Here is a 10,135-nt window from a genome sequence, read left to right as displayed (position 1 = left end):
AACAAAGAGGTAAACGGCTCGCCGGCACGGAACAGGTATTCACCTTTTTTCAGACGGCGGCTTTGACGAATAACCGCATCTAATTGTGAAAATTCGTTAGGCATTAGTCCGACAGGCAAACACAGCTCGCGTAAAGAACATGTGGAACACAAGGTTTTCATTTGATGTGTTGCATTGTGTGTAGCCATAACGCACCTTTAATTTGCTTAATTTTCTCAACCCCTGATGAAGCCGAATAACTATTGACCCAAGTCAAAGTCGGCATATCATTATCAGGCATTCTACCAAACTATCGAAATTTTGACTAAAATTTTCCCTAATTTCCTTACTTCATACTACAAGCCCCGACCATGAAAATCATCCCCATCTCAAATAACACCAACACAAACAATGAATTACCGGAATTCGACCGCGAATTGATTGCCAGTTTGCCATCAAGCGGTCCACGTTATACATCCTATCCAACCGCCGACCGCTTCCATGAAGGCTTTAAAGAAGCCGAATATATCCAAGCTTTAAACCTGCGCAACATGGGCGCGCTCAACAAACCCCTTTCACTCTACATCCACATCCCCTTCTGCAATACCATCTGCTACTACTGCGGCTGCAACAAAATTATTACCAAAGACAAAAGCCGTGCCGATGCCTATATCCAGTATCTGGAAAAAGAAATGGAATTGCTGGCCCCGCATTTGGGCGGAAGACACCAGCTCGCGCAGCTCCACTTCGGCGGCGGCACGCCCACATTCCTGAGTGACGACCAACTCGAACGCGTCTTCGACATGATTCGTAAATACTTCCAGCTGATTCCCAACGGTGAATACTCCATCGAAATCGACCCGCGCAAAGTCAGCCGCGAAACCGTCCTCAAACTGGGCAAACTCGGCTTCAACCGCATGAGTGTCGGTATTCAAGACTTTGACCCTAAAGTGCAGGAAGCCGTCAATCGCATTCAAAGTTATGAAGAAACCAAAGAAGTGATTGATGCCGCGCGTGAAGCCGGGTTTAAATCGGTCAGCGTCGATTTGATTTACGGCCTGCCGCACCAAAACACCGAAAGCATCAAAACCACCATCGACACGGTCTTATCCCTCGATCCCGACCGCCTCGCCCTTTACCACTACGCCCACCTGCCGCATATCTTCAAACCGCAACGCCGTATCGACACCAATGTCGTACCCGGCAGCGAAGAAAAACTCGATATGCTGCAATATTGCGTTCAAACCTTGACTGAGCGCGGCTACGTTTTCATCGGTATGGACCACTTTGCCAAACCTGACGACGAACTCTCCATCGCCCTCAAAGAAGGCTTCCTGCAACGAAACTTCCAAGGCTACTCGACCTATGCCGACTGCGATTTGGTGGCAATCGGCGTATCCTCTATCGGCAAAATCGGCAGCACCTACTCCCAAAACGAGCGCGACATCGATGCCTATTACACCGCACTCGATGCCGGACATCTGCCGATTATGCGCGGCTACCAGCTCAATCAAGACGACATTTTACGCCGCAACATCATTCAGGATTTAATGTGCCGCTTCTCGCTTGATTATCAAATTTATGAAAGCGTGTTCGGCATTCCGTTTAGCCGCTATTTTGCAGCCGAACTGGAAGATATGAAGCAACTGGAAACCCTCGGCCTGGTCCGTCTCAAACCGCACAGCCTGACCGTTACGCCGAAGGGCCGTTTCCTGATCCGCAACATCGCCATGGTGTTCGACTACCATCTGCGCCATAAAGAAACCAAAGCCAAATACTCGCAAACTGTGTAAACAGGAATGGAAAAGGTCGTCTGAAAATTTTCAGACGACCTTTGTTTTTATTTTCAATACTTTCGGGTAACATAAAACCATATTTCCCGCTTTATCGGGATTCAAAGTTAATTTGTATAGGCGCGTACCCTATGATTACCGAACAGCAAAACGATATCCTCAGCATCAATCAAGTACAGCTTCTCCTTGCTGAAAAACGCACGGCACTTGCTATCATGCGTACGGGCATTGCCGTTTTCGCACTCCCTTTGTCTATTTTCAGTGCGCTGATTGCGACATCGAAATGGTACGAAGCCGTTGATGTTTGGCCCTTGCTCGCACTAGTCAGTCTGATGAACATCAGTTTGATTATTTTCTCGGTCTATCTGATTACCCGCTCGCTCCGTAGAATGCACCAATACGACCGAATGATTGCCGATATCAAATACAACAACCAGTCTTTGCGTAAACTGATTAAGTCATAAAGTGCAAATAGTTGGAGTTGGGCATAAGGTCGTCTGAAAATCAAAATATAGAGGAACTCCAGATTTGTATTAAAACATGATTCTGCCAAACATACCGTAATTGATCTTGGAGACCTTACTGTACACTTTGCTCCCACATTTGGAATCGATACGATACCATTGCAGTACAAGATATAATCTGCAATATATTTATGGTTTTTCTTAGGTTTTTTATGCCTTGGATTTCATATGTAAGGTTATTGAAATGACTAACTCAATTGGATATTGGTAGGAACCCTGCTGGATACACCGATCGTGTTTAGATAAATACGAAAGCAGTCTGCAATTTTGGTTTGTCCGGTCTCTTATCTCAAACGCTTTTAAAATATGGAACAACCTGATTTTTTCCCCATCCCCAGTCCCTGTATAGGTGTCTGCGAAGCCAATGCCAAAGGCTATTGCAAAGGCTGTCTGCGCAGCCGGGAAGAGCGCTTGTACTGGCTCCAGATGACTGACAGCCAAAAGCACCAAGTCATGCACCTTCTGTCCCTCAGGAAGGCCAAAATCCGCAACCGCAAAATGGAAAAAACCGAAACGGGCGAACATCCGGTTCAAAACCTGCTCGATTTCTAAATTACCCTTGCCTACCGCACACCACAATAAGGAAAAACATGAAAAAACTGCTCGCCTGCCTGCTTGTGCCATTGACCGCCCTTGCCTTGGGCGCCTGCAAACCCGCCGCGACCTCACCCGAAAGCAAACCTGCCGAACTTAACTGGCAGCAGCCTAAACTGACCAGCAATGTCTGGAAAATCAGCAAAGAAGGCCAACCCGATTCCTATCTGCTCGGCACCATCCACATGGGACGAACCAATCAAACCTTGTCTTACGATGCAGTCAAACTGTTGCAATCCACCGACCAACTGACGACAGAAGTTGACCCACTGCCGGACAGCAGTCCGGAAACGAAAAAAATGTATCAAAAATACTTCAAAGAATTCATGAGTACCGAACCGCTCAGCCGCAAGCTCGGCAAAGCAGATTTCCGTCTTTTACAAGAAATCTATTCGCAAAATGAAGAAAGCCGACCCATCGCCCAAATTGCCGACAAGCTCCATCCGTGGGCGGCATTCATTTTTGCCGGCAGTACATTTCCCCGAGGGTATAGCTCAGAAACCGGTGCAGATATGTTGCTGACCAACGCGGCCGCCGACATCAATAAACCGCGTGGTTCATTAGAAAGCTTGGACGAAGTTTCCGCAATCTTCAAAGCACAGCCTGAAGAAACCATGATCAACTTTCTGAAAGCCAGTATTAAAACCAATAAAGAAGAAACCGAAAATGTCAAAAAACTCCATCAAGCCTATTCAGACGGCCACTTTGAAGAACTCATCCCACTTTTGGAAGAAACCGAACAACGCACCCTCAAACTTGTTGATACCAAATACGCCAAAGCCATGTCCGATTGGCTGAAGAACGACCTCCTGATTCGGCGCAACTTGGCATGGCTGCCTGAAATCCGCAAGCAATCCGCCAAACAAAGCACCCTCTTTGCCGTCGGCATTGCCCATTTACCCAGCGAAAAAGGCTTAATCGAACTATTGCGTCAAGAAGGCTATCAAGTAACGCCCGAACCCAAAGTCCTGATTTGGCAATAAACCCCAATCAAACGACAAGGCCGTCTGAAAGTCTTTCTTTCAGACGGCCTTTATTTAATCTCTATTAAATGAAGTGGTAAACAATGTTGAACGCAAAACTCAATCGCCCAATGCCGCTACCATCACCGCTTTAATCGTGTGCATCCGGTTTTCTGCCTGATCAAACACAATGCTGGCTTCACTTTCAAAGACTTCTTCCGTTACTTCCACGCCATTCAGGCCGAATGTCTCATAAATCCATTCGCCGACTTTGGTTTCGCGATTATGGAAAGCAGGCAGGCAATGCATAAACTTGACTTGCGGATTTTCAGCCGCGGCCATTAATTCGGGCGTAACTCGGTAATCTTTCAGCAAATCGATACGTTCCTGCCACGCCTCTTTAGGCTCACCCATGCTGACCCACACATCGGTATGGATAAAATCCACGCCTTTCACGGCTTCCTGCACATTTTCCGTCAACAAAATCCGTCCACCGGTCTCTTTGGCAACAGCCTGCACCGTCTCGATAATGTTTTCAGACGGCCACAGGCTTTTCGGCGCACCGATACGCACGTCCATGCCCAGTTTCGCAGCCAACACCAGCAACGAATTGGCCATGTTGTAACGCGCATCGCCGACATAGGCAAACGCAATTTGGTTCAAAGGCTTGTCGCTATGCTCGCGCATCGTCAGCGCATCAGCGAGCATTTGGGTCGGGTGGAACTCGTTGGTCAAACCATTGAACACAGGCACGCCTGCATACTTGGCCAGCTCTTCCACTACATCCTGTCCAAAACCGCGATACTCGATACCGTCAAACATCCGCCCCAAAACACGCGCCGTATCCTTAATGCTTTCCTTATGCCCGATTTGACTGGCAGACGGCTCCAGATAAGTTACCCCTGCCCCTTGGTCGCGTGCGGCCACTTCAAACGCGCAGCGGGTACGAGTTGAGGTTTTCTCGAAAATCAGGGCGATGTTTTTCCCCTTCATCCGCTGCACCTCGCACCCTGCTTTTTTAGCAGCCTTCAATTCGGCAGCAAGGTCGAGATAGGAAGTAATTTCTTCCGGCGTAAAATCCAAAAGTTTTAAAAAATGGCGGTTTTTCAGGCTCATGTCTTATTTCTCTTTTTTCTAGCGTGGGCGTTGCCCAACATTTTTCTCCATGCAGATTTTTCCGGGCTTCCCCGACCTTCTGCTACTCAATTTTTCAGCGTGCGAAGCCTGCCCCTAATGCAGATCCTCTCAAAACAAGGCCGTCTGAACCTCGCCTCGCTCCAAGGCAAGCAACGATTGTTTGCGGTTCAAACCGCCTGCGTAGCCGGTCAGCTTACCGTCACTGCCGATAACACGGTGGCAGGGAATCAAGATAGATACCTTGTTCTGCCCGTTTGCAGCGGCAACGGCGCGAATGGCTTTAGGATTACCCAACTGCTGCGCCTGCTCCTTGTAGCTGCGCGTTTCGCCGTAAGGAATGGTCAGCAGTGCATTCCATACCTGCTGCTGAAAGGCCGTGCCTATCGTTTCCAAAGGTGTCGCAAAAACTTTCAGACGGCCTTGGAAATATAAATCCAATTCTTGGCGTAAAAATTGCGTTTGCTCATTTTCTTGAAAAATAAACTGCCCGTGTAAAGCTTTTTGGACAGCTGTGATTTCCTGTTCCATATGTTTCTGCCCGACAAATTCCAGCAGACACAAACCCTTACTGCCGAATACCGCTAACATCTCGCCCAACGGCGTGGCAACCGCGGCCGCAGTCAATTCGTTCGGACTATCAGGATAACGCGTTTCCAACAGACGGATGGCTCGGCGGATACGGACATACTCTTCAGGCGTACAACCAATACAGTCAATAAAATCCTGCTCACACTGCTTGGCTTCGTGTTCAGTAAGACACTCGTGCAGCAAGGCTTCAAGAGTGGCGGGAAAGTCAGTTTCCAACTGCTCTCGGATTTCATTCCACTTTGATGGAAGCTCGTTTAAAGAAGGCAGAGTAATCATCTGCATTTACTCCCGATAATCAACAAACCCCAAACGATTACCCGACGGATCAAAAAATTCCACAGCCCATCCGGTACGAATACGGAAAGGTTCACTTAGAAAACGGATATTTCTACCCTGTAACGCCGCATACTTCGCCCGCACATCATCCACTTCAATCCACACGGCAGGCGTCATATTGGGAAATTTTTTCCGCTCTTTAAGAATGATGGCAGCTTCTTCTTCTCCCACCCGAAAAGCAACCATACCGCTTTCGGAAAAGTCGAATTTAACGGGTAAATCCAGTACATCTTGATAAAAACGGCAACTAGTAGCCAGATCATCTGCAGGAAAGAAAAAATTATCGTACTTCAACTTTTCTCCTTATCAACTAATTGTTATCGCAGTATTACTTAAGAAAAATATACACCATTTTATCAGGCTAATATCCTACTTTTTCAGACGGCCTTTTTCACTTCAACAAACGTTTCAACATACATTCATACACTGCCGACAGCTTCGGAATATCTTCCAAACGTACGTTTTCGTTGATTTGGTGGATGGTCGCATTGGACGGGCCTAACTCGATAAGTTCTTTGGCAATGGCTTTGATGAAGCGTCCGTCCGAAGTACCGCCGGTGGTGGACAATTCGGCCTCAACGCCACAAATCTCGGCAATGGCTTCGCGTGCCACATCGGTCAGTTTTCCTGCCTGAGTCAGGAACGGTTGGCCTGAGCAAGACCACTGCAAATCGTATTGCACGCCGTGTTTGTCCAAAATGGCGTGGACGCGTTGTTTCAGCCCTTCTTCGGTGGACTCGGTAGAGAAACGGAAATTGAATTTGACGTTCAGCTCGCCCGGAATCACGTTGGTCGCGCCTGTGCCGCCGTTGATATTGGAAATTTGGAAACTGGTCGGGGGGAAGTATTCGTTGCCCTCATCCCAGACTTCTTGTGTCAGCTCTAACAAGGCCGGGGCAAAAGTATGCACGGGATTGATTGCCAAATGCGGATAGGCAATATGGCCTTGCTTGCCTTTGACGGTCAGGTTACCCGACAGCGAGCCGCGGCGGCCGTTTTTCAACATATCGCCCAATTTATCCACGGCGGTCGGTTCGCCGATGATGCAGTAATCAATCAACTCGCCGCGTGCTTTCAACACATCGACGACTTTGGTTGTGCCGTCTAGCGCATCACCCTCTTCGTCCGAAGTAATCAGGAGCGCGATGCTGCCTTGATGATTGGGATTTTCGGCAACGAATCGCTCGCAGGCGGTAACAAAACAGGCAATGCTGGTTTTCATATCCGCCGCGCCGCGGCCATACAGACGGCCTTCACGCTCGGTCGGTTCAAACGGTGGCGAATCCCATTTTTCAACAGGGCCTGTCGGCACGACGTCGGTATGCCCGGCAAAGCAGAACACCGGAGCCTGCGTACCGCGTCGTAACCAAATGTTTTTGGTGTCGCCAAAATGAAGCTCCTCTACGGCAAAACCGATTTTTTGCAGGCGTTCGGCCAGCAGTTGTTGGCAGTTTTGGTCATCCGGTGTAACGGATGGGCGGGAAATCAGCTCTTTGGCAAGCCCTAGGGATTGCGTTTCGGTCATATTTGTTCACTTTGAGAAACAGGCCGTCTGAAACGTTCTGAATATAATTTTCAGACGGCCTTGATTTATTTGAAGATACTGAATGGGCAGTCTGCCTTTCGGTATTCTGAGTTATTTTCCATGGCAAGCTTCATAAAGTGGCAGTAAGTCTTCCACTGTTTCCACTATCCATTTCGCGACATCCTGCTTGCCTAAATCATCACGTTCGATGTGCTTCCCGATACAGAAGAAATCTTTGTCGTCTCGAAGCTTTCTATCGCCGTCGCTTTGTTGGGCAACGGTACGATAATCATCATATTCGCTTTCCGCACCGTGCCACATATCGAAGGAAGCGTATTTTTCAGTATCAAAATTATCCAGCCAGCGGTTGTAATCAGGCAGCGCAATAGGTGAAACATCGGCTTTATAGCAGTGCCAATCCAAGCTGACGCTCAGACGGCGGCGATTCAGCAAAATCGATAAAATTGCTGCAGAATTTTTATATTGTTCGTATTTGAAATAGGCAAAGAAATGAGCGCGGACCTGCCAGCCGTTACACCAGCGTTCGATATGCGGTGGCGCAAACGGCGCACCCAATTCGGCGGCAACCTGCTGGATCAGCTGCTGCCATACCTGCCAGTTTTCTTTATAGTCGGCTTTGATTTGCGGAATGCTTTCAGGCTGGTATTTTTTAAGCTGGGAAAATTGGAAAAAGGGAATATTGAACAAATCGCAACTTTTTGGGGTCAGCATAGTGTATTCCTTGAGACGATTGTTTCAGACGACCTTATTTGCGGCGGCGTGCGGCCATAATTTCGCCGATTTCGGTCAGTTTTTCTTTGGGGATAAAGGTTTTGCCCATATCAAACAGCGGCTCTTCAATCGCCAGATGAACATCATATCCTGCGACAAAGCGTTTGAACGTTTCCGCATCGGGGACATAGGCGTTGTCCGCTTCAAGCTTGGCGAATTCGGCGGATACTGCCTCCCAGTTGTTGTGCAGGCTGATATGTTGGCGCAAAAGCTCGTCAACGCTTTCTTGAGCTTGCGGCGCATATTGCAATAGAAGCGGGAAGAAATTTTCCTCTTCGTCTTCATGGTGCAACGGCGCGGCAACGTTGAAATACTGGGCAATTTGGCGAATGGTTTGCAAAACGACCTGATTGCAGCCGTTTTCGGCAATATAGTCCGACAACATGGCAACCTGGCTGCAGAAACGGCGCACTTTGCCATGACAGGCGTACAGCATTTCAATGGGTTCGGCAAAAGTAACGCTTTTGGTTTCAAACGGATTCATGGTTTTGAGGTTTTATTCTTAAATTAATGTTTCCAGATTATAACAAAACAGCCTGCGCAAGGCAGGCTGTCTGTTTTCGAGCTTGAGGCGGATTAGTCAACCAAAGTAACTTTACCGTTCATCAAAGCGCCGTGACCTGGGAAGGTACAAGCGAATTTATATTCGCCGCCGGCCAATTTAGCAGGATCCAGAGTCAGGGAAGCTTCTTCGCCACCACCGATCAGTTTGGTGTGGGCAACAACGCGTGCATCATCAGGTTTAACGTAGTCAGTGTCAGCAGCACCGGCACCGTCTTTGAAAATACCGTCCATGTCTTCAGCTTTACCGATGACAATGTTGTGACCCATGCTGGCTTTAGGTTGGGTACCAGTGTGTTTCAGGGTGATGGTGAATTCTTTACAAGCTTTGCTTACTTGGATTTCTTTAGTGTTGAACTGCATAGCGTCGTTGGCTTCAACAGTAGTCGCGCAGTTGCCGGCAGCAGGAGCGGCGGCAGCGTCGGCTGGAGCGGCTTCAGAAGCAGGAGCTGCATCAGCAGGTGCAGTAGTTTCTGCAGGGGCAGCTTCGGAAGCGGCAGAAGCAGCAGGGGCTTCAGCAGGTTTTGCAGCTTCTTGAGAGCATGCAGCCAAGCCGATAACGGCAGCGGAAATCAGAGCCAGATAAGCTTTCATTGATGTATCTCCTAATGATGAGAGTCTTGTTAAGTTCTATTAACAGTACCACGCGAATATATTAATAAAAGGCAAACGCCAAACTAAAATTTATCCGCATAGCGTGATGTGAAATTCAGGCGTTATTTTGCTACAAACTTCACACGAAATCAAAGTTTCAAGCCAAGTTTACATCAGTTTACCTAAAAGAAAACAGATACTTTTTAGGTCGTATTTCTTTAGTATTAGATGCTATCAGCCGAACGATATAAGTTTTAACATTTATTAACCGTAATCTCATTTGACATAATTTTAACGGCTATGCTTGCGCACCAATTCTGCCAATGCCGCCGCCAATTCGGGATGTTTGCCTTCCAATTTGGCTGCCGCCTCATCGAAACTGTCTAAAGCTGCCTCGCTCAATCGCAAACTATTGGTTTTCGGCTGAGACAGAGGCTTGGGGACTACCCTGACCACCACTTCCCTGACGCCTGCATGCAATGCTTGCAACTTGGGCAACATGGCAGGCAGGATCATTTTCAAACGCGAAGCAGCCATATTGTTGGCAGCAAGCAAGACCAATCTTCCGTCTTCTACGCAGGCCGTCTGAAAATGCGGATGCAGGTTGGCCGGCAAAACCGTTTTGATTTTTACATCCAATTTCCGCCATTGTTGCGATTGTTGCAACAAGCCCGCCAATAAATGATCGCGCTTGCCTAATTGTGCTAAATCCATATGTTTCAGACGGCCTCTCAGTAAATTAACCAAACA

The 10,135-nt window shown here is 48.0% G+C and carries 12 protein-coding genes and 1 pseudogene; 4 read left to right on the top strand and 9 right to left on the bottom strand.

Translation table 11 applies throughout. The features are described 5' to 3' along the window. Positions 1-188, bottom strand: a pseudogene (locus ACTHSP_RS13785) (transcriptional regulator); the annotation flags it as partial. A gap of 162 nt (positions 189-350) precedes the next feature. Between ACTHSP_RS13785 and hemN the strand changes: the two are divergent. The 4 genes from hemN (at position 351) to ACTHSP_RS13765 (ending at position 3,873) form a co-directional block, all read left to right on the top strand. Beyond that, positions 351-1,772 carry an oxygen-independent coproporphyrinogen III oxidase gene (hemN, locus tag ACTHSP_RS13780; protein ID WP_440346289.1) on the top strand — a complete coding sequence of 474 codons (1,422 nt, stop codon included), beginning with the start codon at positions 351-353 and terminating at the stop codon, positions 1,770-1,772. A gap of 131 nt (positions 1,773-1,903) precedes the next feature. Next, positions 1,904-2,236 (top strand): hypothetical protein, encoded by a 333-nt coding sequence (locus ACTHSP_RS13775; RefSeq protein ID WP_049329518.1) that lies wholly within the window; start codon positions 1,904-1,906, stop codon positions 2,234-2,236. Between the two features lie 366 nt (positions 2,237-2,602). Then, positions 2,603-2,848 (top strand): DUF1289 domain-containing protein, encoded by a 246-nt coding sequence (locus ACTHSP_RS13770; protein ID WP_004519627.1) that lies wholly within the window; start codon positions 2,603-2,605, stop codon positions 2,846-2,848. A 38-nt stretch (positions 2,849-2,886) separates the two neighbouring features. Next, a complete protein-coding gene (locus ACTHSP_RS13765) occupies positions 2,887-3,873 on the top strand; it encodes a TraB/GumN family protein (RefSeq protein WP_440346288.1) in 987 nt (328 codons plus the stop codon). A gap of 99 nt (positions 3,874-3,972) precedes the next feature. On the opposite strand, the gene ACTHSP_RS13760 is transcribed toward ACTHSP_RS13765, so the two are convergent. The 8 genes from ACTHSP_RS13760 to ACTHSP_RS13725 form a co-directional block, all read right to left on the bottom strand. Further along, positions 3,973-4,968, bottom strand: coding sequence for an ornithine carbamoyltransferase (locus tag ACTHSP_RS13760; protein WP_440346287.1), 996 nt, complete (start codon positions 4,966-4,968; stop codon positions 3,973-3,975). 129 nt (positions 4,969-5,097) lie between these two features. After that, complete coding sequence (locus ACTHSP_RS13755) at positions 5,098-5,853, bottom strand: methylated-DNA--[protein]-cysteine S-methyltransferase (RefSeq protein ID WP_314513552.1); 756 nt, start codon at positions 5,851-5,853, stop codon at positions 5,098-5,100. A 6-nt stretch (positions 5,854-5,859) separates the two neighbouring features. After that, complete coding sequence (locus ACTHSP_RS13750) at positions 5,860-6,207, bottom strand: VOC family protein (protein WP_128581240.1); 348 nt, start codon at positions 6,205-6,207, stop codon at positions 5,860-5,862. A gap of 97 nt (positions 6,208-6,304) precedes the next feature. Continuing rightward, the gene (dapE, locus tag ACTHSP_RS13745) at positions 6,305-7,438 is read right to left on the bottom strand and encodes a succinyl-diaminopimelate desuccinylase (RefSeq protein ID WP_314513535.1); all 1,134 of its coding nucleotides are present in this window, start codon (positions 7,436-7,438) and stop codon (positions 6,305-6,307) included. Positions 7,439-7,549: 111 nt separating this feature from the next. Next, the gene (locus tag ACTHSP_RS13740; RefSeq protein WP_004519621.1) at positions 7,550-8,170 is read right to left on the bottom strand and encodes a glucose-6-phosphate 1-dehydrogenase family protein; all 621 of its coding nucleotides are present in this window, start codon (positions 8,168-8,170) and stop codon (positions 7,550-7,552) included. A 34-nt stretch (positions 8,171-8,204) separates the two neighbouring features. Further along, positions 8,205-8,714 (bottom strand): hemerythrin domain-containing protein, encoded by a 510-nt coding sequence (locus ACTHSP_RS13735; RefSeq protein WP_314513537.1) that lies wholly within the window; start codon positions 8,712-8,714, stop codon positions 8,205-8,207. A gap of 92 nt (positions 8,715-8,806) precedes the next feature. Continuing rightward, on the bottom strand, positions 8,807-9,385 hold the full coding sequence (gene azu / locus ACTHSP_RS13730; protein WP_314513539.1) for an azurin: 579 nt from the start codon (positions 9,383-9,385) through the stop codon (positions 8,807-8,809). Between the two features lie 291 nt (positions 9,386-9,676). Then, on the bottom strand, positions 9,677-10,099 hold the full coding sequence (locus tag ACTHSP_RS13725) for a DciA family protein (RefSeq protein WP_314513540.1): 423 nt from the start codon (positions 10,097-10,099) through the stop codon (positions 9,677-9,679). Between the last annotated feature and the right edge of the window lie 36 nt (positions 10,100-10,135).

Source organism: Neisseria sp. P0001.S005, assembly GCF_051963715.1.
This window is presented reverse-complemented; position numbering and strand designations above follow the sequence as displayed.

What these genes read in the sequence shown, in the direction of transcription:
- ACTHSP_RS13770 (WP_004519627.1), top strand. Translation starts at nt 2,603, where the DNA reads ATGGAACAACCTGATTTTTTCCCCATCCCCAGTCCCTGTATAGGTGTC.
- azu (WP_314513539.1), bottom strand. Translation starts at nt 9,385, where the DNA reads ATGAAAGCTTATCTGGCTCTGATTTCCGCTGCCGTTATCGGCTTGGCT.
- ACTHSP_RS13735 (WP_314513537.1), bottom strand. Translation starts at nt 8,714, where the DNA reads ATGAATCCGTTTGAAACCAAAAGCGTTACTTTTGCCGAACCCATTGAA.
- ACTHSP_RS13755 (WP_314513552.1), bottom strand. Translation starts at nt 5,853, where the DNA reads ATGATTACTCTGCCTTCTTTAAACGAGCTTCCATCAAAGTGGAATGAA.
- ACTHSP_RS13725 (WP_314513540.1), bottom strand. Translation starts at nt 10,099, where the DNA reads ATGGATTTAGCACAATTAGGCAAGCGCGATCATTTATTGGCGGGCTTG.
- hemN (WP_440346289.1), top strand. Translation starts at nt 351, where the DNA reads ATGAAAATCATCCCCATCTCAAATAACACCAACACAAACAATGAATTA.
- ACTHSP_RS13740 (WP_004519621.1), bottom strand. Translation starts at nt 8,170, where the DNA reads ATGCTGACCCCAAAAAGTTGCGATTTGTTCAATATTCCCTTTTTCCAA.
- ACTHSP_RS13775 (WP_049329518.1), top strand. Translation starts at nt 1,904, where the DNA reads ATGATTACCGAACAGCAAAACGATATCCTCAGCATCAATCAAGTACAG.
- dapE (WP_314513535.1), bottom strand. Translation starts at nt 7,438, where the DNA reads ATGACCGAAACGCAATCCCTAGGGCTTGCCAAAGAGCTGATTTCCCGC.
- ACTHSP_RS13765 (WP_440346288.1), top strand. Translation starts at nt 2,887, where the DNA reads ATGAAAAAACTGCTCGCCTGCCTGCTTGTGCCATTGACCGCCCTTGCC.
- ACTHSP_RS13760 (WP_440346287.1), bottom strand. Translation starts at nt 4,968, where the DNA reads ATGAGCCTGAAAAACCGCCATTTTTTAAAACTTTTGGATTTTACGCCG.